A 23,222-nucleotide genomic window follows, 5' to 3' on the forward strand; every position below is an offset into this window, starting at 1 on the left:
ATGGTAAAGATAAGTTTGTATATTTGATAAAACATTAAAAATCAGCAATATGGAATCAAACAAAAAATTAACAACTGCAACAGGAACACCCGTTCCAGACAATCAAAACATTCAAACAGCTGGCCCTCGCGGACCCGTTTTATTACAAGATTTTTGGTTCTTAGAAAAAATGGCTCATTTTGATCGAGAAGTGATTCCCGAAAGAAGAATGCATGCCAAAGGATCTGGGGCTTACGGAACTTTTACTGTTACGCACGATATTACTAAGTACTCAAAAGCAGACTTGTTTTCTGAAATTGGTAAAAAGACAGAAATGTTTGTGCGGTTTTCAACTGTTGCAGGAGAAAGAGGCGCTGCTGACGCCGAAAGAGACATTCGTGGTTTTGCCATGAAATTTTACACCAACGAAGGAAATTGGGATTTGGTAGGAAATAATACGCCAGTTTTCTTTTTTCGTGATCCAATGAAATTTCCTGACTTGAACCATGCTGTAAAACGTGATCCAAAAACCAATTTAAGAAGTGCTGATAACAATTGGGATTTTTGGACTTTATTGCCAGAGGCTCTCCACCAAGTTACGATTGTAATGAGTGACCGTGGAATTCCGAGATCGTATAGAGAAATGCATGGTTTTGGAAGCCATACTTTTAGCTTCATCAATGCACAAAACGAGAGACATTGGGTAAAATTTCATTTGGTTTCGCAACAGGGAATCGAAAATCTTTCTGATGAAGAAGCTGCTAAATTGGTGGGCGGAGACAGAGAAAGCCATCAAAGGGATTTGTTTAATGCAATTGAAGAAGGTAATTTCCCGAAATGGAAAATGTTTGTTCAGATTATGTCAGAAGAACAGGCGAGAACGTATCGTTTTCATCCATTCGATTTGACTAAAGTTTGGTTAAAAGGAGATTTTCCATTAATTCCAGTTGGAGAGTTTGAATTGAATAAAAATCCAGAAAATTATTTTGCAGAAGTAGAACAGGCGGCATTTAATCCAGCTCACGTAGTTCCAGGCATTGGTTTTTCTCCAGATAAAATGCTTCAAGGACGTTTGTTCTCTTACGGCGATGCGCACCGTTACCGTTTAGGAGTAAACAATTACCAGATTCCGGTAAACGCTTCTAGATGTCCGTATAATAGTTTCCACAGAGACGGAGCAATGCGTGTTGATGGAAATTACGGAGGAAGAAAACACTACGAACCAAATAGTTTTGGTGAATGGCAAGACCAGCCAGAAGTAAAAGAACCGCCATTGGCAATTTATGGTGATGCTTATGCACATAATTTTAGAGAAGACGATAACGATTATTTTACTCAGCCAGGACTTTTATTCAACTTGCTGACAGAAGAGAAAAAACAGCTTTTGTTTAAAAATACAGCAGGTCAAGTAGGAGGAGCGCAGAAATTTATTCAAGTGCGTCATATTAGAAATTGTTACCAAGCCGATCCAGCTTATGGTGCGGGTGTAGCAAACGCTTTAGGAATGACAATGGATGAGGTAAATGCTTTTGATGATCCTAGATTGGCGATTAAAGCTAGGTAAGTTTCTGAGTTACTAAGATGCTAAGTCTCTAAGTTGCCAACTTTTGAGCTTAATATAAAAGAAAACCCGACAGGTAAAAACCTGTCGGGTTTGTTATTTTACACAAAGATTATAAACTTAGAACTTTAGTAGCTTAGCATCTTAGAATCTAAGAAAAAACCACCGTCTTATTACTGTAAACCATTGTTTTTCTTTCAGCATGCAGTTTAATTGCTCTTGCTAAAACGATGCGTTCCAAATCACGTCCTTTCATGATAAAATCTTCTACAGAGTGAATATGAGAAACTCTTGCAATATCTTGTTCAATGATCGGACCTTCGTCTAATTCTTCTGTTACGTAATGGCTTGTTGCGCCAATAATTTTTACCCCACGTTTAAAAGCCGAATGATACGGTTTTGCACCTGGAAAAGCAGGTAAAAACGAATGGTGGATATTGATGATTTTATTTTCGTAAAGCGAAATCAATTTTGGAGTCACGATCTGCATGTAACGGGCCAAAACAATAAAATTGATCTGATATCTTTTCAAAAGTTCTATTTGTCTTGCTTCTCCTTCTTCTTTGTTGTCTTTTGTAAACGGAACATAGTGAAAAGGAATATCAAAACGCTCTGCAATTGAACGTAAATCGTTATGATTGCTAATAATCATAGGGATTTCGACACCTAATTCATCGGCGCTATAACGACCCAAAATGTCAAACAAGCAATGATCGTATTTGGAAACAAATAAAGCCATTTTAGGTTTTTGCTCCTGATTGTACAAATCCCAAGACATGTCAAATTTGACAGCAAGAGTTTTATTAAAGTCTTCTTTAAAACTTTCAACTGTGATAGTCGAATTTTCGAATTCACATTCCAGACGCATAAAAAACACATTTTGCTCTACGTCTACATGCTGGTCGATATAAGTAATATTTCCTCCAACCTTAGCAATGAAAGTAGTAACTGAAGCAATAATATTCTTCTGATCTTTACAATGAATGAGTATGGTAATTTTTTGCATTTTGGTCTTTTTTTTGGTTAGTGACAAAGTTGTAAATTTAGCTTTGTACCCTTGTAACTCTGTCTCTTTGTATCTTTATGAAAACTATTTTCCATCTTGCAGAGCAAAAACCTTTTGTAATAAAGGTGTTGTTCTGGCAGAAATATTGTTTCTAATTTCTTTTTCTTCAACAGCAATCATTTTAAAAACGCCAGTAAGAGCTTGATTGGTTGTGTAATCAGTCAAATCTGGATTTACTTTTTTTACTAATGGAATTGTGTTGTATTTGTTTATGATTTTTGTCCAGACAGCATCTGCACCCACTTTTTCGAAAGAGCTCTTAATTACAGGATTAAATTTGGCATATAATGAAGTTGTTGTGCTTCCTTGTAAATAATTTGTTGCTGCGTTGTCGCTTCCTAAAAGAATGTTTTTAGCATCTGTAAAACTCATATTTTTTACAGCTGTAACAAAAATTGGAGTAGCTTCCTTTACAGCATCTTCTGCAGCGCGGTTCAGCATTTTGATTCCTTCATCTGCAAGAGAGCTTAAGCCTACTTTACGCAGGGTTGCATCTACTTTTTGTAATTCTTCTGGCATTAAAATTTTTACAGCTTCATTTTTATAAAAACCATCTACTGCGGTTAATTTACTCACTTGTTGCGTAATTCCTTTATTTAGCGCTTCTTTTAAACCTGAAGCAATATCAACAGTTCCTGAACTTGGAAGCTGAGATGCGATTTGAGGCAGTTGATTTATGGTCTGTTGTACTTGTGCACAAGAAGTAAGCGAAAACGTAACGGCTAATAGTAAAATCTTTTTCATTTGGGGTTTTTGTTTAAGTTTCAAAAATACTACTTATTCAAAAACAACGCCACAATTTTATTTAAAGCAAAGTAACATTTTGTTGCAAACTTAACATAAGCGAAATTAAGGTCTCAAAATTACGGCCAAGACATTCGAATATTAAACTCCCAATAGGTTTTACTGGAAATGTAAGTAGGTTTAGGCTGTTCTATTGGTGAATTATTTCCATTAAAGTAACGAACACGAATAATTTTTTCGCTAGAGTCATCTTTCATGCTAATGTTTCCTTCGGCATCATCAATGAGTTTTTTCTTTTTTAGATACAAATCTGGTTTTTCAATTGTATATTCTATGATGGCTTCACCGTTCAGTTTTAAAAGACACCCAATTAAATTTCCATTTTTGTCAAACGATTCAATTCTTTTTAGAAAATTGTTTTCATAATAGTATATTTCAAAAGCGATACTGCAAGATCCTTGTTGAAGTTTATTATTATGCAATCGGAAACGAAGTATTTGGTTTTTAGCATTTGTAAATTCAACATACCCATCTCCATGTGCATCAATATTCTTATTCAATATTCTCGAAGGTTTTGAGAATTGTTTGATTTGATCGATGTAGACTCTATAATTATCGGCAGATTGTGCAAAAGAAGAGATACAAAGTAACAAGCCTAATAGACTAAAAAAAGATTTCATTTTATAAATTTTAATTAGTCAAATCTATTTTTATTTCTTCAATAAATCTATTTTCTCATTTGTATTTTTAATATAAACCGACATTTCAGAATATTTCCACGTACCTCTTTTTTCGCCTACGATAAATAAAGTTCCTTTGCCTTTTGGGCCTTTCAACGGAACCTGTACATCGCAAGTTCGAACCTCATTATGAGAAGTGACGGTTCCAGAAACCATTCCGTCTGTTTCAACAGGAGAACCGAGTTTTTCCACTACGAGTTTATTATTCTCTACCGCTATCATAGATTCTTTATAGGCTTCCGAATCTTTAAGAACCGAAGTTACTTCATAGAAAATTCCCCCAATAAATAAAGCCGCTAATACTAAAAGCGTTAAACATCCGCTGGGAATAAACCATTTCCAGTTTCTGTTTAGCCAGCTCTGTCTTTGTGCTAACTCGTTTGAATCTTCCATAAATTTAGTTTTAGGTGAAATTGATAAAGCTAAAATAAGAATAAATTTAATTGATTTTCAGAGTTTTATATTAAATAAAAAATCACCTTATAAATTTTACAAGGTGATTTTTTTAAATTACTATTATTTAAAAACTTATCTGTTACTAAAAGCAATTTCTTCTAAAGCTTTTGGATTACTAATTGCTTTGCTGACATCTTGTTTTTTCATATTGTCATTATCTCCAGTTCCAGTGCATAAAGTAAGTTCTTTTGGCATTATCGGTTTCTTATCGAATATTGTTGCAAAAAGCAATGCTCCTTGCAAATAACCTCCATCATTTAAAAGGTGTAATGTGTTTTCTCCATAACGAAGGTTATCTTTGTTGGCTACTAAATATTTATAACCATTTTTGCCATGATAGGCATCGTTAATTGCATCGCCAACTCTTAGCAAACCTGAGTTTTTTGTAGTTTCCACAACAGCAATTGCATTTTTACGAATTTCGTCGAAATAATCTTTGTATTCTGAATCGGTAATAGGTAGTGGAGACATTCCTTCATAGATGTAAAATGCTGCATCAGGGCTGTTTTTGCGTATTTTATCTGCAATCATTTTTACATTCGCCTGATATTTATCTAGTTCAGCCAAAGCTACGGGAGTAGATTCCTGAATAACTACATAATCATAATAATTTCCATCTTTATCTGTTTTTGCAAAATTTTGTTCTGCCTCTGTTTTATGATCGTCATAAATTTTATCAATAGAAACACCCATAGTAACCAATTGATCAACATTCATTGGCTGGTTGTTAGCTTTGCAAATTTCTCCAAACAATACAGGAGCGCTTACAAAAAATTCGGTATGGCTGTTTCCGATGAATAATATTCTTGGAGAGCCTTCCGCTTTTGGAGCTTTAGGGTGTGTTGTAGTTTCTGTACTTGCAGTTAAATTTTCGGTAGAAGTTGATTTGTTGTTACAAGCAGAAAATAGAACTGCTGCAATACCAAAAAGTAAAAAGTGTTTTTTCATGGGAATTAATTGAAAATAGATTATAAAATTTCGGCAAATCTACTTTTAGCTACACAAATAATCAGCCTTGGCAAGCTTTTAAAATGTCAGTTTAAGACAATAAAAATTAGTTCTATCACTTAATATAAATAGCTCAGCCTGATAAAATATTAATAATCGTTAAATGAAATTATTTAATTTAACGATTATTAAATGCAATACAATTTAAGGCGTAAGGATTTGTAACGTCTTCTTTAACAAATGCAGATTGTATAAGTTCATGGATATCAAAACTAAATTTTAATTCAAGTTTCTCTGGAATAATAGGTGTTTTATCAAAGATGGTTGAATATAGTAACACAGCTTGTAGAAATTTACCATCATTTAATTTTTGTTTTTGAAGATCGTCAAATAGATGATCCTTATTATCGAAGTAACAACAGTAATTGTTTTTTTTCTCTTCATTAAGATATGCATCATTAAAAGCATCACCTACTTTAAATAAGTGCAAACCTTTTATAGATTTCATTGTAGAAATGGTGTTTTTTCGCAATGCAGTATAATATTCTTTATAATTAGGATCAATTATAGAGACAGGAGATATTGGCTGATAAATATATATTAAAGCATTAGGACTATTTTTGCGTACTTTTTCCGAAATCATTTTTATATTAGCTTTAAATTTATCTGGATCTGATAATACTATAGGAGTGGATTCATAATATACTACATAATCAAAATAGTTACCATCAGTTTCTTTATTTTTAAAAATTTGATCTATAGCAGATTCATTTTTATTATAATCACTTTCAAGTGAAAAATCCATTGGTTGATTATTTGCTTCGCAGATATTTTGAAAAAGAGAAGGAGTGAAGTAGCAAGAAATTGCTTTACTGTTATTATCTATAAACAATATTCTAGGTTTTCCTTTCCTTTCTGGAATGATCAAATCTGTTTCAGTTTGTTTAGGTATTAGCAGATAATGATTGGAATCGGTCTTTGTATGGCAGCTGGAAAATAAAACAATTAGAATGCTACATACTAAAAGATGTTTTTTCATTATGATTTTAATTAAAAAGGTTCACTATTTTTTTAGACAAAATAAATTTCGGCAAATCTCTTTTTAATCGGCAACAATTAGAGTCTTGATAAGTTTTAAAAGTGTTAGTTTAGGACATTAAATTTGTGCATTGAATTTGGTGTGAAATCCAATAAACAGATTCCAGATAATTTATCTATTACTAAAAGCAATTTCCTCTAGAGCCTTAGGATTGGTTACTGCTTTTGCTACTTCTTGTTTTCTCATATTGTCATTATCACCAGTTCCAGTACTTAAAAGAAGTTTTTTAGGGATGATTGGTGTTTTATTAAATATTGTAGAATATATTAAAACAGCTTGTAAAAAACCTCCATCGTTTATAAAATGAAGGGTATTTTTGCCATCACGAAGATTGTCTTTATTACCTGTTAGATACTTATAACCGCTTTTTCCTTCATATGCATCTTTAACAGCATCACCCACTCTTAATACGCCTGCATTTTTAATAAAAGCGGCAGCTAGAATGGTATTTTTACGTAATTCTGTATAATAATTATTGTATTCTGAGTTTGCATAAGATAAAGGAGACATATTTTGATAAACATAAATTGCGGCATCTGGGCTGTTTTTATGTATTTTTTCTGCAAATAATTTCAAATTGTCTCTATACTTAGAAAGATTTGTTAGGGCAATTGGTGTCGATTCCTGAATTATGACATAATCATAATAGTTTCCATCTTTATCTATATTGGAAAAATTTTGTTCGGCCTCTGTTTTATTAGTGAAATAAACTTTATTGAGCGGAACTCCTATTGTTATCAGCTGCTGCACATTTATATTTTGATTATTGGCATTGCATAATTCCTGAAATAGAGTGGGGCTGCTTACAAAATATTCGATATGACTATTTCCAATAAATAATATACGCGGAGGGCCTACGGCTTTTGGTGGTTTTGGTTTGCTGATACCGTCGGAAGTAATTGAGCTTTCTGATTTGAAATTATTACATGAAAAAAGGAGAATTGAAACAATAAGACTAGAAATTAAAATGTATTTTTTCATTGTTGATTTTCTATTAAAAAAAGAATTTGCAAATCTCTCTTTAACATATAATCAAACTAGTCTCAAAAGGTTTTAAAAATAATAGAATAAGACAAAAAAAATCACCTTACAAAAATATAAGATGATTTTAAATTTGTACTTATAAGTATTAGAATCATTTTGCTTCAGGATGTAGGTTTTCCCTTTACTCTAATACTTTTTTATTTTCAAATTGTACAATTAAAAATTTATGGGACAAAAAAGGTGTTTAAACGTACTGTAAACAATATAAATTGGGGTTATTGATTGGGTTAATCTGCTTTAAATTGGCTAAAATATGTTGCGTGCAATCTTTACCGCCAAATGTCAAGTAGAATAAAGATTTTGAAATGTAAGATGGCCTTAGCAGAACTGCGCGCCAGCCAAGCGTTATATTTTTAAAAAAATGTTTTAATGCGTATTTAATTGTTTTTTCGTCAGGACGAATAAAATAAATAGTATAGCCTCTAAGTTTTGTCATCAGGTTTGGAAACATTACAAATCTTCCGCCTTGTTGTATCAATAAATTTATTTCAAACAATGATAAACCTTCAATATTTTCTGTTTTCATGATCTATTGTTTTTTAATTTAATGTTAGTGGTAGTATTACGATGCAAAGTTGCGACAGAAATAAAAATATAAAAGGCCTTAAAAGTTTTAAAACTAATAACTTAAGACATTTTTAAATAAAAAAAATCGGAAACTCAACTGAATGAATTCCCGATTATTATCTTAAATATCTAGTTTCGCATTAATTTGCACTAAGAGACAATTGATTATTCAATTCTGCATCTTTTTCGTAAACATCTTGAAAGAAACCAATTTCTCCGTTTTCATTCACCAATGAAGTAAAATAGGTAATGAAAATTGGTACTTTTTTAGACAGTTTAAAACTGTTTTCTGCTTTACCATCCATGGCTTTGTCAATTTTTGCCTGATTCCATTCCGGATAATCTTTCAGCATGGCAACAGCCAATTCTTTTGCCATTTTTACATTGATACATCCGTGGCTAAAAGTTCTTTTTTCAAAATCGAATAAAGTTTTAGATGGGGTATCGTGCATATAAATATCATCTGAATTTGGGAACATAAATTTTACCAATCCTAAAGAATTGTCTGGACCTGGTTTTTGTCGTACTTGACCATTAACCATTTCCATGTTTTTTTCTGCAAGATAATTTGGGTCTGCAGCGATTTTAGATCTCAACTCATTTTGCACAATGCTTTGAGGAACTGTCCAATAAGGGCTAAAAACGATTCGGTCAATTTCTCCATTAAAAATGGTTGTTTTGGTAAGAGGAGCTCCAACAAAAACGCTAGAAGTCAATACCACTTTTCCGTTTTTAACATAAAACAATTCATAAGAAGGAACATTTACCAAAACATACTCATCGCTGGCAGCAATTTGAGCCGAAATCTCACGGCATCTTTCCATGTTAAGTTTTAAAGTAGCCACTTTATTTTCAAGCGGAATATTCATTTCGTTAATATGCTCTTCTGCCAGAATGTAATTGGGTTTAAATCCGTTGCGAACTTTATATTTCATTACAGCATCCATCAATTCACGATCATAAACATCGCTTTTAGAATCTGTTTTTAAATCTCCTAATAAATACAAACGAGTTCTAACTTGCGAGATAGTGCTTGAAACTGCATCAGGGCGCAACTCTTTATAAGGAGACTCTGCCGGAACAATTGGTTTGTATTTACTAGATTTTTCTAATCTTTTGTATTTTTTTAGAGCATCTTGCAATTTGTAATATTGATCAAATTCTACTTTTTCATTACTTGCAACTGCTGTCGTTTCTGCCTCTTCTAATGTACTGTAGTTTAAGAAATCTTTTAGCATAGTATCATAAGCTAGTTTTTTCTTGTCGGCATTACTTTTTTTAGCATACACTATGTATAATGAGCTCAAAAGCATATCTGCATCAGTTTGAGAAAGTGTGCTTTTATCTGATGAAGTGCTAAACAGTTGGTCTATTTCTTTTTGATAAGGAATAATTAAATCATTTGTTTTTTTTGCTTTTTCGTACAAAGCAGAGCCAAATTCGTTGATTTCGTTTTCATCAAACCAGATAGATCCAAGAGTTCTGGTTTTGTATAATGACATGACATCAGATTTATATTTTTTCAAATCTGAATATCTTTTAAAGAAATCGTTCGAAATTTCGTTTACATCATTTTGATTATGATAAACGGTTAAATGATTTGAAGCTTTTTTATATTTAAAACTATTGTTTTCAATTTTGTTAAAAGAAAATACAAAAAAACTCAAACCTAAAATTACGGTGAATGAATAAAATGTTTTCATTTTTTTTTAAATTTTTACGTTATTACTTTTCTACGTAAGTCATTGGTAAAAATTTGGGGCTTTTCTACAATGCTAAATTACTATGGGAGTACTCAAAACGTGTTTCCTGATTTTGTTTAAATGTTGCGAAATTGCCATGTCTTTAAGCTTTCTTTAACTTATACCCATTAGTGTCAAGAATTATTACCTTTATATTGAAGAAAAAATATTTTCTTTTTTATTAACATAATGTTATTTGAACGATCAAATATTAAAATAATTTGTACATTGGTCGCTTAAAATTATCATATTCATAAAATGGAACAACAAATACCATATATTCCTAAAAATAAAGTAAGAATTGTTACCGCTGCTTCACTTTTTGACGGACATGATGCCGCCATCAATATTATGCGTCGTATTATTCAGTCAACTGGAGTTGAAGTAATTCACCTTGGTCATGACAGAAGCGTTGAAGAAGTGGTAAATACCGCTATTCAAGAAGATGCCAACGCCATTGCAATGACTTCGTATCAAGGCGGACACAACGAATACTTTAAATATATGTATGATTTGCTTCGCGAAAAAGGAGCGGGGCATATTAAAATCTTCGGAGGCGGAGGTGGAGTAATCCTTCCAAGTGAAATATCAGAATTACATGAATATGGTATCACTAGAATTTATTCTCCAGACGATGGACGTTCTTTAGGACTTCAGGGAATGATTAATGATTTGGTACAGCGTGCCGATTTTCCTATTGGAGATAAATTGAACGGAGAAATTGATCATATCGAAAATAAGGTTCCAACGGCAATTGCACGTTTGATTTCGGCAGCAGAAAATTTCCCAGAAATAGCAAAACCTGTTTTTGATAAAATTCACGAAAGCAATGCCACTTCAAAAATTCCAGTTTTAGGAATCACGGGAACGGGTGGTGCAGGAAAATCTTCTTTGGTTGACGAATTGGTTCGCCGATTTTTAATTGATTTTCCAGAAAAAACAATCGGATTAATTTCTGTCGATCCTTCTAAGAGAAAAACAGGAGGAGCACTTTTAGGAGACAGAATCCGTATGAATGCCATTAATAATCCTCGTGTGTATATGCGTTCGTTGGCGACACGCCAGTCGAATTTGGCTTTGTCTAAATATGTAGCCGAAGCAATTCAGGTTCTAAAAGTCGCAAAATACGATTTGATTATTCTGGAAACTTCTGGAATCGGACAATCAGATACCGAGATTATGGATCATTCTGATGTTTCTCTATATGTAATGACGCCAGAATTTGGAGCTGCAACGCAATTAGAGAAAATTGATATGCTTGATTTTGCCGATTTAGTAGCTTTAAACAAATTTGATAAACGCGGCGCTTTAGACGCTTTACGCGATGTTAAAAAACAATATCAAAGAAACCATAATCTTTGGGATAAAAGCCCAGACGAAATGCCGGTTTTCGGAACGATTGCTTCGCAGTTTAACGATCCGGGAATGAACACGCTTTATAAAGCGATTATGGATAAAGTGGTTGAAAAAACGGCTTCAGATTTGAAATCGACTTTCACCATCACCAAAGAAATGAGCGAGAAAATCTTCGTGATTCCGCCACACAGAACGCGTTATTTATCTGAAATTGCAGAGAATAACAGATCTTATGATGAAATCGCACTTTCGCAGCAAAAAGTAGCGCAAAAATTATACGGAATTTTCAAAACCATAGAATCGGTTTCTGGAAAAGTTCCTCAAATTAATAAAGCAGGAATTGATGATGCTACAGTTTTACCAAGCGGAATTGCTGAACACGATGAAAACAGAATCTTTTTAAATCTTTTACTGAATCAGTTTGATAAAGTAAAAATGGATTTAGATCCGTACAATTGGGAAATTATACTGAATTGGGATGAAAAAGTAGCCAAATACAAAAATCCGGTTTACAGCTTTAAAGTTCGTGATAAAGAAATCAAGATTGCAACGCATTCTGAAAGCTTATCACATTTACAGATTCCGAAAATTGCTTTACCTAAATATGAAGGCTGGGGCGATATTCTGCGTTGGAATTTACAGGAAAATGTTCCAGGAGAATTTCCGTTTGCTTCAGGATTATATCCGTTTAAACGTGAAGGCGAAGATCCGTCGAGAATGTTTGCGGGCGAGGGCGGACCAGAAAGAACCAATAAACGTTTTCATTATGTAAGTGCGGGAATGCCTGCAAAACGTCTTTCTACGGCTTTTGACAGTGTAACTTTATACGGAAATGATCCAGATTTACGTCCGGATATTTACGGAAAAATCGGAAATGCGGGAGTTTCAATCTGCTGTCTGGATGATGCAAAAAAACTATATTCAGGTTTCGATTTGGTTCATGCTTTAACTTCGGTAAGTATGACCATTAACGGGCCTGCACCAATGCTGTTAGGTTTCTTTATGAATGCCGCAATCGATCAGCAATGTGAGATTTACATCAAAGCAAATGATTTAGAAAAAGAAGTCGAAGCTAAAATCAACAAACTATATAAAGACAAAGGAATCGAAAGACCGAAATACCAAGGTGAACTTCCTGCTGGAAACAACGGTTTAGGATTAATGCTTTTGGGTGTGACGGGAGATCAGGTTTTACCTTTGGAAGTTTATAACGAAATAAAAGTAAAAACGTTAGCTCAAGTTCGTGGAACGGTTCAGGCCGATATTTTAAAAGAAGATCAGGCGCAGAATACGTGTATTTTCTCAACCGAATTTGCTTTGCGTTTAATGGGCGACGTTCAAGAATATTTTATTACTAAAAACGTTCGTAATTTCTATTCGGTTTCGATTTCAGGATATCATATTGCAGAGGCGGGAGCAAACCCAATTACGCAATTGGCGTTTACGCTTTCAAATGGTTTCACTTACGTGGAATATTATTTGAGCCGCGGAATGAACATCAACGATTTTGGACCAAACTTATCGTTCTTCTTCTCCAACGGAGTAGATCCAGAATATTCGGTAATTGGTCGTGTGGCGCGTAAAATTTGGGCAAAAGCCATGAAAAACAAATACGGAGCCAACGAAAGAGCGCAAATGCTGAAATATCATATTCAGACATCTGGACGTTCGTTACACGCACAAGAAATTGATTTTAACGATATTAGAACGACTTTACAGGCTTTATACGCGATTTACGATAACTGTAATTCATTGCACACCAACGCTTACGACGAAGCGATTACAACGCCGACAGAAGAATCTGTACGTCGTGCAATGGCAATTCAGCTGATTATCAATAAAGAATTAGGTTTAGCGAAAAACGAAAACCCAATTCAAGGTTCGTTCATCATCGAAGAATTAACTGATTTAGTGGAAGCTGCGGTTTTACAAGAATTCGATAGAATTACAGAACGTGGCGGAGTTCTAGGCGCAATGGAAACGATGTACCAAAGATCTAAAATTCAGGAAGAAAGTTTGTATTACGAAACCTTAAAACACAATGGAGATTTCCCAATTGTGGGTGTAAACACTTTCTTGAGTTCTAAAGGTTCACCAACGGTAATTCCAGCAGAAGTTATTCGTGCAACTGAAGAAGAAAAACAATATCAAATTACGATGCTGGATAACCTGCACAATTTCCACGAAGCAAAAGTAAACGAACATTTAAGTACTTTACAGCAAGCCGCAATTAAAAACGAAAACTTATTCGACCATTTAATGGAAGCTACAAAGGTTTGTTCTTTAGGGCAGATTACTTCGGCGTTGTTTGAAGTTGGTGGGCAGTATAGAAGGAATATGTAAGTTTTACTTTTTTTAATGATATGGAAAAACCTCTCAAGATTTTTGAGAGGTTTTTGTTTGTTTAAATTGAATTTGAAATCATTCTTTTCCATTTGAAAAATCATATTTTGAAATAGTTTTTTTTAATATTTTCCAGTGATTTCTAATTTGCCTTTTTATTTCAGGTGAATTCATTTCATCTGATGCACGGTAAATATATTTTATATAATTGCCTCTATACTTCTTTGTGGTTTTCTTAATTATTATTTTTTGATTTTTGTAAGTGATTCTTTTAGAAGGTAATGTTCTGTTTTTTGTTCCTTTAAAACTATACAATCGGTAAATTTTTCTTTTAAATATTGGTGCATCATCTAATAATTTATCTTGCTTGATATTTAAAACTCGATTATGCTTTCTTTTAATTGTGTTTTTCATACGCCTATAAAATCCTGCAAGGTTTTTTGATTTTACTAATATTTTGTTTCCATAAAATTCAAAACCTAAATAATTTAGAGGTATGTTTTTAATTAAATTATTACCTTCCATTCTGTAGGATTGAAGATTGTTGTTGTCCATTTTGAAAAGAGTTTTTTCCGTCTTTTCAAAAGAAATTATTAATTTAATTTTTTCAATTTCTTCTTTTACAAATTTCTCTACTTTATCAACTTCATTTTTCGAACATATAAAAATTATATCGTCTGAATACCTACGATAATAAATATTTGATTTTTCGGTAAGTTCAGCAATTATTGCTTCGTCAAATGGTAACATATAAATATTAGCCAATAAGGCGCTTATAGGTAGCCCTTGTGGAATTCCAATAAGCTTCCCATCTTTATGTTGTTGATTTTTATAAATAGGAATATCAGAGCTCACTAGCTCATTTATACTTTCAAAAAAAGTATTCTTTCCAAGTTTCTTATATTTTTCCAAAATTTTTTCATCAAAATGATTTTTGTAAGTTTTCAAATCATTAAGTTTGACATAAGAAAAATTTGAAGTAGCTTTAAAAATATTATAATGATCTTTTGGCAAAGATTTACATCCTATAACTCTTGCCCAAAGTAATTTTAATAATTTATGATTCAAGCTTGGAAAAAAGTTTTCTATATCATAAGCTAATACTACACAATTCCCTCTTTTTTTCACTTCATCAAAAATATCTTTTGCAAAATGAATGTTATTTTTAAATTTTAAATTATCTATTGTTGGGATTTGTCTATAACCTGAAATAGAATCAGATAAAGTTGGATTTTTTTTTAATATTTTTTCGTATTCTGGAGATATTATTTTTTGCGTGTAATATGAAAAGATATGAGAATCTAAATGACTGGCGTAAAGTATTTTTCTAATTTTTGTATTGGAAACAATCTTATTATTTTTCTTTTGCTTTTTATGTGAACGTCTAACAACGCCATTAATTAGACTTTTTTTATATCTTCTTTGTTTAATTTCTTTAAAGATAAGTGGTAAAAAAGAATGTTTTGCAATTTTGGATTTATTTGATACATATATCTCACAGTCTTTTCTAACTGATAAAGGTGTTCTATTTGAAAAATGAGGATATCCTCGATCTTTAAACCAATCTTTTTTTGTCATATTTAAAATTAGAGTAAAAAGTTCTCGCGCGGATTTATAATAAAATAAAACTTACACCTCTATTTTTAAGAGATTGAACCATTAGCCGATTTTCGACTCCCGCTGTAATTGTACGTAGATTTGCCGCTAGACAATGAACTTATAATATATATAATCAACACAGTAATTATGAATTTAAACTCACACTTTCTCTCTTCCTCTAAAGGTAAAGGTAAACATGAAACATCTAAATGGTGCAGATACTATACTATATTCCAATTTCTGAGATTATCAGTAATTAAATCGATTTCTTTACTGATAATTCAGAAATTGTTCAGATTTACTAATCCACATATTTTATTTATCCCCAAAGGTCTGGATTAATTGAAACAAATGTTTACAATAGTTCACAATAACTGTTTTATTTTTTAACTAAAGAACTTCTTACTCTGGGCTAAATATAAGAATTTATTAATATTTTTACTAAAAATATACTTGTATGATAAAATTAGATAATGCTTTCAAAGTAGGAGATATTGTAACCTTTAAAACTCATCCTTTACTTTACGATTTTTATATTAAAGGTGATGGTAAATATGTTCCTCCCATTATGATAGTAAAAGAAGTTTTTTTTGAAAACACACAAAAAAAGACTTGTGATGAAGTAAGTGGAAAAAAGATTGCAGAATTGATAAAATATATTTGTGTATATTTTGATGATAATAAAAGTGAATTTGTAGAAGTACATCTTTATGAGAAAATGCTTGAAAGTTTTGAAAATCTTAAAATTGCAAGCATTAGTGATAATAATAGAAATAATAGGATTGATGTTATTTCTGAAATTTTAAATTACCCTGAAAAGCCAGAATATAATTATGGTGAACTCCTATATTTTAAAACTAAAAAGCTAGAGATTTTAAAAAAAAGATCTTCAATTAAAATTACAAAGGATAAGAAAAATGAAAGCTTAACAGATGTAAAAGAAATAATTCAATATGTGGTGAATTATGCAACACCAGATTTTATTGCATGTGGGTTTAAAGTGGAAGAATATAAAGATTTATTTTATAGTGATGGTAAAAGTAGAAGATTAGTTTCTAGAGAGTCAGTTAAAATAAAATGGTTTAATCCTATAAATAATAAATTTAGTGAATATTACTTACCAATTGAATTTTTTACAGATATAGAACCATTCGATTAATTTAAAAAAGCTTGCCTGCTAGCGCTAGCGTCTCGCTCATGAACGCAAAGAAATGCACGAGAGAGACGCTCGCGCCAGCTAAACAACAAAAATCCATTAAATTTTGTCATTTCTGTAAAGGAGAAATCTCCACCAGTAGCTCCATATAGAATGTCACCAATCTTTGTCGAGTTTCTCGTGGAGATTTCTCCTCCGTCGAAATGACAAGATTGTGTGCTAATTGGGTTGAAATATAACTATTCAACAATCTCCCCAACAAACCCCAAAAACTCCATTTCATCCATCGGAAACAAATGCAGAATCGTTTCCAAAATCAGACTCACATTAATAGTTGCACTTTTATCTTTTTTAGAAAAATTATGCATGTCATTATCAAGTGCTAGAATGCATAATTTAAGTAAATCGGTAATGAGACAGCCGAGTTCTAGATAATTAACCACTTTAAATTGTGCGGTATAAGAATTGGCTTCATCGGTTGGTTTTAGCGTTGTAAAATACTGAGCGGTTAATTTTTGCAGTTTTTGTAGCTTTTCTGTTTCGTTTGTTTCCATAAGGCGTGTATTTTTAAATGATTTACAATTTGACTTTTATAAAATTATTATAAGAAAAATTGTACTTTTGTTTGATTCGGCGAAGGAAGAAATAGATTTTGCTGTACCAAATCATTTTTTGCTGTATCGCACGGCGTAAAATCTGTTTTTTACATTTTACCAATTTTGAGACTTTATTATTATCTTTGAATTATGAGCACACTAACAAAACCAAATCATATAGGGCGAAAAATAAGCCGTATTCGTGAACTTCGTGATATGAAACAGGAAGCTTTGGCACAGGCTTTAGGAACAAATCAGCAGGCGATTTCGGCTATGGAAAATAGCGAAACCATTGATGACGAAAAACTTGTTGAGGTTGCAAAAGCGCTTGGTGTATCGGTTGAAGCAATTAAGAATTTTTCAGACGAAGCAGCAATCAATTATTTCAATACTTTTAATGAAAGTCCTAATAATTATTTCGGACTTAATAATTGCACTTTCAATCCGTTAGATAAATTAATGGAAACGGTAGAAGAAAATAAAAAGCTTTATGAGCGTTTGCTTCAGGCGGAAAAAGATAAGATCGAATATTTAGAAAAATTGCTAAATCAGAAATAGTAAATTTTATATAAAAGAAAACCTCTCAGAAATGAGAGGTTTTTTTTGTTTATGTAGGAATTTTTAATAATAATTTATTGGTGTCTTGCTGAAAAACACAAAATAGATTTATACTTGAAAAATGAATGTTTGTTTTACAATTTGTAGTTGGAATTTGTTTAACTTATTGAAAAAGTGACGAATAAAGATAAAAAAGTAAATGAATGCGTGTTAAAATTTATTGATTAAAACAAACAATTAATTAACTTTAGTCTGGCTAAAAATAGTATACTATAAAATTATAATCTAAATTTTTAAGATTTTTAAAATAAGTACAGTATTAACTATAAAGGAAGGCAAATGGATTTAAAAGACAAATTAAAAAAGTGTTGCAAATGGACTACCATTGGCGCTGTATTGGTAACAGGGATAATTGTTTCGCCTAACGCCATGGCTCAGGAGAAGAATAAACCAAACATTTTGGTTATTTTTGGAGACGATATTGGTATTTCTAATATCAGTGCCTACGGAAAAGGCGTAGTGGGTTACCAAACCCCTAACATCGACCGTTTGGCCAAAGAAGGAGCCATGTTTACTGATTATTATGCTGAAAATAGTTGTACGGCAGGACGCTCAACGTTTATTACTGGACAAAGTTGCTACCGTACAGGTCTGTCAAAAGTAGGACTTCCAGGAATTGATATTGGTTTGCAAGCGCGTGACATTACTCTTGCACAAGCCCTTAAACCATTAGGTTATGCAACAGCCCAATTTGGTAAAAATCACTTAGGCGATTTGAACAAATATCTACCAACTGTACACGGATTTGATGAGTTTTACGGTAACCTTTATCATTTAAATGCGGAGGAAGAGCCCGAAAGAGCAAACTGGCCTAAAGACCCTCAATTCTTAAAAACAGCCACCCCTCGCGGTATTATGAACTGTAAGGCATCTGACAAAGATGATCCTACGGTTGATCCACGCTTTGGAAGGGTAGGCAAACAAACCATTCAAGATATGGGACCATTAACTAAAAAGAGAATGGAAACTATTGATGATGAAACTTTTGATAAAGCAATCGATTTTATAAAAAGACAAAATAAAGACGGAAAACCATTTTTTGTATGGATGAATGCTACGCGTATGCATGTATTTACACACGTGCGCGAATCAATGCGCGGACAAAGTGGTATGCCTGATAACGAGTATGCTGACGGTATGTTGGAGCATGACGGCGACATAGGCAAAATTCTAAAAGCACTGGATGAACTAGGTATTGCCGACAATACTATAGTAGTGTACACTACCGATAATGGCCCAAATATGTTTAGCTGGCCCGATGCCTCTATCACTCCATTCCGTAGCGAAAAAGACTCAAACTGGGAAGGTGCATTCCGTGCACCAGCTTTCATTCGTTGGCCTGGACATATCCCAAGTGGACAAATTCTGAACGGTATTTTTTCTGGTCTTGACTGGTTCCCAACATTGCTTGCAGCAGCGGGTAACGCAAATATAACCGATGAGTTGTTAAAAGGTAGCTATCAATCACAAGGTAACTCTTTCAAAGTGCATTTGGATGGTTTCAACCAATTGCCTTATTTGACAAGTGCAGCTCAAGACAAGAAATCAGCAAGAAATGAATTCTTTTATTTTGATGATGATGCAGATCTTGTAGGTATTAGATTTGACGACTGGAAAGTGGTGTTTGAAGAACAAAGAGCTAAAGGGAACTTAGACATTTGGCAAGACCCATTGGTTAAACTTCGTCTTCCTAAATTGTTCAACTTGCGTCAAGACCCTTATGAAAGATCTGACGATACCGACCAATATAATGACTGGAGATTGAAAAATGACTTTATCCTAGCACAAGGAATTCAAAAATCAGCCGTATTCTTGCAAACATTCATTGCTTATCCGCCAAGCCAAGAACCGGCAAGTTTCACGATTGACGGAATATTAAAATCTGTAAAAGAAAAAATCAAAGCAAACCAGCAGGAATCTGGAGCAGTCAAAAAGAAAAAATAATTTTTTTGTTTAATGGGTAATTTCAATAAAAAAAGGGGAGCATTCCCTGCTGGCTCGAGCATCATGCTCATGAACGTAAAGTAATGCATAAGCGTGACGCTCGAGCCTGTAAAAGAACAAAATTCCATAAAGCTTGTCATTTCGACGTAAGGAGAAATCTCCACAAGTAGCTCCATACAGAATGTCGCCAATCTTTGTCGAGTTTCTTGCGAAGATTTCTCCTTACGTTGAAATGACAAGATTGTGTGCTAATTGGGTTGAAATAAGCTTTGGCGCAGGCTTTAGGAACAAACCAGCAAGCGATTTCGGCTATGGAAAACAGCGAAACCATTGATGACGAAAAACTTGTTGAGGTTGCAAAAGCGCTTGGTGTAACGGTTGAAGCGATTAAGAATTTTTCAGACGAAGCGGCAATTAATTATTTCAATAGTTTTAATGAGGCTCTACATAATAGTCACTTTGGAAATAATAATCATTGCACTTTCAATCCATTAGATAAATTAATGGAAACGGTAGAAGAAAATAAAAAGCTTTACGAGCGTTTGCTTCAAGCAGAAAAAGATAAAATAGAATATTTAGAAAAATTGCTAAAAGAGAAATAGTAAATTTTATATAAAAGAAAACCTCTCAGAAATGAGAGGTTTTTTCTTTTATAAAAAAATATCGTTTTACGGCTTTCCTCAATTTAGAAGTAATTTGTTTGTATATATTAGCAATCGGAAAATGGAGATGAAAAGCTTAAGCGGAAAGGCAAACAAATTATAAAAACCAAAAACTATATCTAACTTCAAAAATTAATTTTAAATGAAAAAAAGCATTTTTATTTTAGGATTGTTCCTTATTGCAAACTTCGGTTTTAGCCAGACAAAAGCAAAACTGGATGTAAAAGCAATTAATAAGGCGGAAAAGAAAACATATGACCCGAAACTTTTTGGGTGCTGGAAAGGTTCTGAAATGGGACAACAGCAAGAAGGAGTAAATAAATATTGGGTGTCATGTCGTTTTGAAAACGGAACAAGTGTTTTACTTTTTGTTGCGATGTACGAAAACGGTAAAGTTGATCAAATTACTGAAAATGGTAAATGGTGGGTTGAAAACGGAAAGTATTATGAACTACATAACTATGATGGCGTAATAGATGTTTATGATTATCAAGTTACAGATCAAGGCGTTAATTTCCAGTCTATTGAATTAATGGGAAAAAAGGACAATACTTATAAGTTTACCGATTATAAAATATCGGATTAATTGAAATGATAAGGTTGTGATTTAAATAAAAGATCTTTCTGAATAGAGAGTTTTTTTGTTTATTGATTTTGACTTTTATGAAGAAAACTTACTAAACAAACCGAATGAAAACAAAACTACTTTTATTTTTTATACTTTGTATTTTTACCGAAACCAATGCTCAGCAAAAAATATATGATTTTACGAGTTATCCATTAGGTTTTCAAAAAATTAACGATAAGCTGATATTCGAAGCAAGTGAAGCTGATACTGGTCGCGAAATATGGCAAAGTGATGGAACTACTTTTGGTACAAAACTAATAAAAGATATATATTCTGGTCCAGAATTTTCTATCGTAGGGACACCTGGAAAAGGTACAGTACTAAATAATAATTTCTATTTTATTGCTAAAGATGAAAGTTCTTCTGGAGAGATATGGAAAACCGACGGAACGGAAGCTGGTACTGTAAAAGTTACAAGTTTTATTAATGGAAGAACTTCAAAGCTTACAGCTGTTGGCAATTTAATTTATTTTTTAATTAAGGAAGATGATAAGCTGCAAGTCTGGAAAACCGACGGAACGTCAATGGGTACAGTATTGGTAAAAGATAATTTACCTATTTGGAATACTCCGACGTTTCAAGGTAAATGCAATAGTACTTTTATATTTACGTTTCAGCCTCCAGGTACAAGTAATTCTAAAGTATGGAGAAGTGACGGCACTTCAGTTGGGACATTTCCGATAACAGGTTTAATAGAAGGAAATGGATCTGATAGTGTAGGTTCATCGGGTCTATCACAATATATAGAACACAATAGTAAATTGTACTTTGTTAGTAGATTATATCTGCATGAAACAGATGGAACGCTTGAAAATACAAAAACAATAGGAGAAGTTTGGAACGCCCAACAATATTGGGTTGACCATAGTAGTGTTATCGAGGCAAATAATAACTTGTATTTTATGTTTTTTTCTGACGAGTTAAATAAACTTTCAATATGGAAATTTGATTCGGTGAATAAAAATGTAACTGAAATTTACAGAAAAATTAGTAGTTATTATTTTCCTCCGTCAAATTTTACAAAAACGGACAACTCGCTACTTTTTGCTTCACCAGACCAAATGGGAGGCACATCTTTAGTGTCTTTAAGCCTTACTGATTATACAGAAACAAATTTAGGAGAATTATCGAAGGGTATACCTAAATCTTCTATGTTCGTTGATTTTTTAGATTCTTCTATTTTTTTCAAAATTAACGATAATCAATATTACATAGCATCAGTAGATCAAAATCGATCTACTAAAGGATATATTTTTGATTTAAAACTAAATACTCTAAAGCAAATTAGCGCATTGGATAAGGTGCTAAGTTTCGTTTCTTACAATGATTATTTATATTATGCAAAAGATAATACATTATGGAAATATGCTAATAATTTAAGTATTCCATTAATAGAAAATAAATCGCCTTTAGTTTTTTATCCAAATCCATCAAGTGATTTTATAAATGTAAAAGCTGAAAATGATGTTAAGATTGAAAATTTCCAAATTTTTGATTTAAATGGAAGATTGATAATTAGTGAGGAATTGGGTTTAAATGATAAAATTGATATATCTAAATTAAGCCAAGGAGCCTATTTATTGAAAGCAAAAGTTAATGGAACTTTTATTTCTAAGAAAATAATTAAAAAATAGATTTCTAGAGTTTTCATCACTAATTATGGAAAAGGTTATAAAACAAAAAAACCTCTCAGAAATGAGAGGTTTTTTTATATCCATTCAAGTTTTATTAAACTTTACTTTTTATAGAAGTTTTCGATTTACGCTTTAATTTTTCGATAAGAGCATCGGCTTTTTCGTTTTCAGAAATAAAACGTAACGATTCTGCATAGCGGTAATAGTAAACGGGATCCAAATCTGTGGTTAGAGCGAAGAGTTCGCTGTACCATTCGGCTGCTTTTTCTAGTTCGCAATTCGAATACGATGAATTTCCTAGTTTTTGAAACAAGTCTACAGATTTGTAGCCTTTTGCCGCAACCTTTTCGTAAGTTCTTATAACATCGACATAGGCATACTTTTCGCCAACTTTATCGGTTTTATAATAAGTTTCGTTTTGTGCAGAAGCACGAAATGAAAATGCGATAAACAATACTAAAATAGCTAGTTGTTTTTGCATAGGTTTAGTTTTGGTATTAATCGTATTTTTTGAATTGCTTTTAAAATGATTCTCTACACCAAAAAAGCTTTATTAATCGTAAACGGCATTTTTACTTTATTATTTTACGATTAAAGATACTTTTAGTATACAAATATATGGAAATCAGTAATGTAAAGTGTTTTTTAACGATTTTTTTTTGATTTTGTCGATTCTGTTAATGATTTTTAAGTGTTTGATTTTGTGTGTTTTTGTGTGTTTTTGTGTGTTTTCAAAAGCT

19 protein-coding genes and 1 pseudogene are annotated in these 23,222 nt (G+C 32.4%); 8 read left to right on the top strand and 12 right to left on the bottom strand.

Annotation, left to right across the window (positions count from 1 at the left end):
- Window positions 1-49 precede the first annotated feature (49 nt).
- Window positions 50-1,543 (top strand): catalase, encoded by a 1,494-nt coding sequence (locus tag AC3Y25_RS10580; RefSeq protein ID WP_250835314.1) that lies wholly within the window; start codon window positions 50-52, stop codon window positions 1,541-1,543.
- Between the two features lie 148 nt (window positions 1,544-1,691).
- Here the strand turns inward: AC3Y25_RS10580 and purU are convergent, their stop codons facing one another.
- The 9 genes from purU to AC3Y25_RS10625 all read right to left on the bottom strand — a co-directional run bounded on the left by purU (window position 1,692) and on the right by AC3Y25_RS10625 (window position 9,907).
- A complete protein-coding gene (purU, locus tag AC3Y25_RS10585; protein WP_095929854.1) occupies window positions 1,692-2,546 on the bottom strand; it encodes a formyltetrahydrofolate deformylase in 855 nt (284 codons plus the stop codon).
- A gap of 84 nt (window positions 2,547-2,630) precedes the next feature.
- Window positions 2,631-3,350, bottom strand: a complete 720-nt coding sequence (locus tag AC3Y25_RS10590; RefSeq protein ID WP_489902721.1) for a DUF4197 domain-containing protein — start codon at window positions 3,348-3,350, stop codon at window positions 2,631-2,633.
- A gap of 119 nt (window positions 3,351-3,469) precedes the next feature.
- Window positions 3,470-4,030, bottom strand: a complete 561-nt coding sequence (locus AC3Y25_RS10595; RefSeq protein ID WP_489902722.1) for a hypothetical protein — start codon at window positions 4,028-4,030, stop codon at window positions 3,470-3,472.
- Window positions 4,031-4,060: 30 nt separating this feature from the next.
- Window positions 4,061-4,483: a cytochrome c oxidase assembly factor Coa1 family protein gene (locus AC3Y25_RS10600; RefSeq protein WP_489902723.1), complete on the bottom strand. Its 423-nt coding sequence runs from the start codon at window positions 4,481-4,483 to the stop codon at window positions 4,061-4,063.
- 135 nt (window positions 4,484-4,618) lie between these two features.
- Complete coding sequence (locus AC3Y25_RS10605) at window positions 4,619-5,494, bottom strand: hypothetical protein (RefSeq protein ID WP_489902724.1); 876 nt, start codon at window positions 5,492-5,494, stop codon at window positions 4,619-4,621.
- A 178-nt stretch (window positions 5,495-5,672) separates the two neighbouring features.
- Window positions 5,673-6,533 carry a hypothetical protein gene (locus tag AC3Y25_RS10610; RefSeq protein ID WP_489902725.1) on the bottom strand — a complete coding sequence of 287 codons (861 nt, stop codon included), beginning with the start codon at window positions 6,531-6,533 and terminating at the stop codon, window positions 5,673-5,675.
- A gap of 171 nt (window positions 6,534-6,704) precedes the next feature.
- Window positions 6,705-7,574: a hypothetical protein gene (locus AC3Y25_RS10615; RefSeq protein WP_489902726.1), complete on the bottom strand. Its 870-nt coding sequence runs from the start codon at window positions 7,572-7,574 to the stop codon at window positions 6,705-6,707.
- Window positions 7,575-7,821: 247 nt separating this feature from the next.
- Window positions 7,822-8,163, bottom strand: coding sequence for a hypothetical protein (locus AC3Y25_RS10620; RefSeq protein ID WP_427872696.1), 342 nt, complete (start codon window positions 8,161-8,163; stop codon window positions 7,822-7,824).
- A gap of 181 nt (window positions 8,164-8,344) precedes the next feature.
- The gene (locus AC3Y25_RS10625) at window positions 8,345-9,907 is read right to left on the bottom strand and encodes a L,D-transpeptidase family protein (protein ID WP_489902727.1); all 1,563 of its coding nucleotides are present in this window, start codon (window positions 9,905-9,907) and stop codon (window positions 8,345-8,347) included.
- 297 nt (window positions 9,908-10,204) lie between these two features.
- On the opposite strand from AC3Y25_RS10625, the gene AC3Y25_RS10630 reads away from it, so the two are divergent.
- Window positions 10,205-13,645, top strand: coding sequence for a methylmalonyl-CoA mutase family protein (locus AC3Y25_RS10630; protein ID WP_489902728.1), 3,441 nt, complete (start codon window positions 10,205-10,207; stop codon window positions 13,643-13,645).
- 78 nt (window positions 13,646-13,723) lie between these two features.
- Here AC3Y25_RS10630 and AC3Y25_RS10635 read toward each other — a convergent pair whose 3' ends face one another.
- Complete coding sequence (locus AC3Y25_RS10635) at window positions 13,724-15,223, bottom strand: reverse transcriptase domain-containing protein (RefSeq protein WP_489902729.1); 1,500 nt, start codon at window positions 15,221-15,223, stop codon at window positions 13,724-13,726.
- 478 nt (window positions 15,224-15,701) lie between these two features.
- Here AC3Y25_RS10635 and AC3Y25_RS10640 point away from each other — a divergent pair, with 478 nt between their 5' ends.
- A complete protein-coding gene (locus AC3Y25_RS10640; protein WP_489902730.1) occupies window positions 15,702-16,403 on the top strand; it encodes a hypothetical protein in 702 nt (233 codons plus the stop codon).
- 236 nt (window positions 16,404-16,639) lie between these two features.
- Here the strand turns inward: AC3Y25_RS10640 and AC3Y25_RS10645 are convergent, their stop codons facing one another.
- Window positions 16,640-16,954: a hypothetical protein gene (locus AC3Y25_RS10645; protein WP_489902731.1), complete on the bottom strand. Its 315-nt coding sequence runs from the start codon at window positions 16,952-16,954 to the stop codon at window positions 16,640-16,642.
- A 192-nt stretch (window positions 16,955-17,146) separates the two neighbouring features.
- On the opposite strand from AC3Y25_RS10645, the gene AC3Y25_RS10650 reads away from it, so the two are divergent.
- The 5 genes and pseudogenes from AC3Y25_RS10650 to AC3Y25_RS10670 all read left to right on the top strand — a co-directional run bounded on the left by AC3Y25_RS10650 (window position 17,147) and on the right by AC3Y25_RS10670 (window position 22,482).
- Window positions 17,147-17,554 (top strand): helix-turn-helix domain-containing protein, encoded by a 408-nt coding sequence (locus tag AC3Y25_RS10650; RefSeq protein ID WP_286966398.1) that lies wholly within the window; start codon window positions 17,147-17,149, stop codon window positions 17,552-17,554.
- 339 nt (window positions 17,555-17,893) lie between these two features.
- Window positions 17,894-19,558 (top strand): arylsulfatase, encoded by a 1,665-nt coding sequence (locus tag AC3Y25_RS10655; RefSeq protein WP_489902732.1) that lies wholly within the window; start codon window positions 17,894-17,896, stop codon window positions 19,556-19,558.
- Window positions 19,559-19,824: 266 nt separating this feature from the next.
- Window positions 19,825-20,160, top strand: a pseudogene (locus tag AC3Y25_RS10660) (helix-turn-helix domain-containing protein); the annotation flags it as partial.
- A 202-nt stretch (window positions 20,161-20,362) separates the two neighbouring features.
- Window positions 20,363-20,806: a hypothetical protein gene (locus AC3Y25_RS10665; RefSeq protein ID WP_482500521.1), complete on the top strand. Its 444-nt coding sequence runs from the start codon at window positions 20,363-20,365 to the stop codon at window positions 20,804-20,806.
- A 104-nt stretch (window positions 20,807-20,910) separates the two neighbouring features.
- Complete coding sequence (locus AC3Y25_RS10670; RefSeq protein WP_489902733.1) at window positions 20,911-22,482, top strand: T9SS type A sorting domain-containing protein; 1,572 nt, start codon at window positions 20,911-20,913, stop codon at window positions 22,480-22,482.
- A gap of 94 nt (window positions 22,483-22,576) precedes the next feature.
- On the opposite strand, the gene AC3Y25_RS10675 is transcribed toward AC3Y25_RS10670, so the two are convergent.
- Window positions 22,577-22,963: a tetratricopeptide repeat protein gene (locus AC3Y25_RS10675; RefSeq protein ID WP_489902734.1), complete on the bottom strand. Its 387-nt coding sequence runs from the start codon at window positions 22,961-22,963 to the stop codon at window positions 22,577-22,579.
- Between the last annotated feature and the right edge of the window lie 259 nt (window positions 22,964-23,222).

The sequence above is a fragment of the Flavobacterium sp. LK-23 genome (assembly GCF_058135255.1).